We start from the raw sequence: 231 nt of genomic DNA, 5'->3' as shown, positions 1-231 counted from the left end.
CATGGTGACATGTGGAGCTGACGAATACTAATAGATCGAGGACTTAACCATATAATATGAAGCAAATGTTATCTAGTTTTGAAGGAATATATATTTAAAATTCCTTTTGACATTCTCAAAAGAATGTGTATAATGATAAAAGTCTGGTAATGATGGCAGAGAGGTCACACCCGTTCCCATACCGAACACGGAAGTTAAGCTCTCTAGCGCCGATGGTAGTTGGGACCTTGT

Annotated in this window: 1 rRNA gene; it reads left to right on the top strand. The window is 38.5% G+C overall.

The window, feature by feature from the left end:
* Nucleotides 1-142 precede the first annotated feature (142 nt).
* Nucleotides 143-231, top strand: a 5S ribosomal RNA gene (gene rrf / locus MR155_RS31720); the annotation flags it as partial.

Source organism: Bacillus cereus group sp. BfR-BA-01331 (assembly GCF_022663915.1).
In the GTDB taxonomy this organism is placed as follows: Bacteria; Bacillota; Bacilli; order Bacillales; family Bacillaceae_G; genus Bacillus_A; species Bacillus_A mycoides.
The sequence above is the reverse complement of the archived record's forward strand: the minus strand, read 5'-3'. Positions and strand labels throughout refer to the sequence as shown.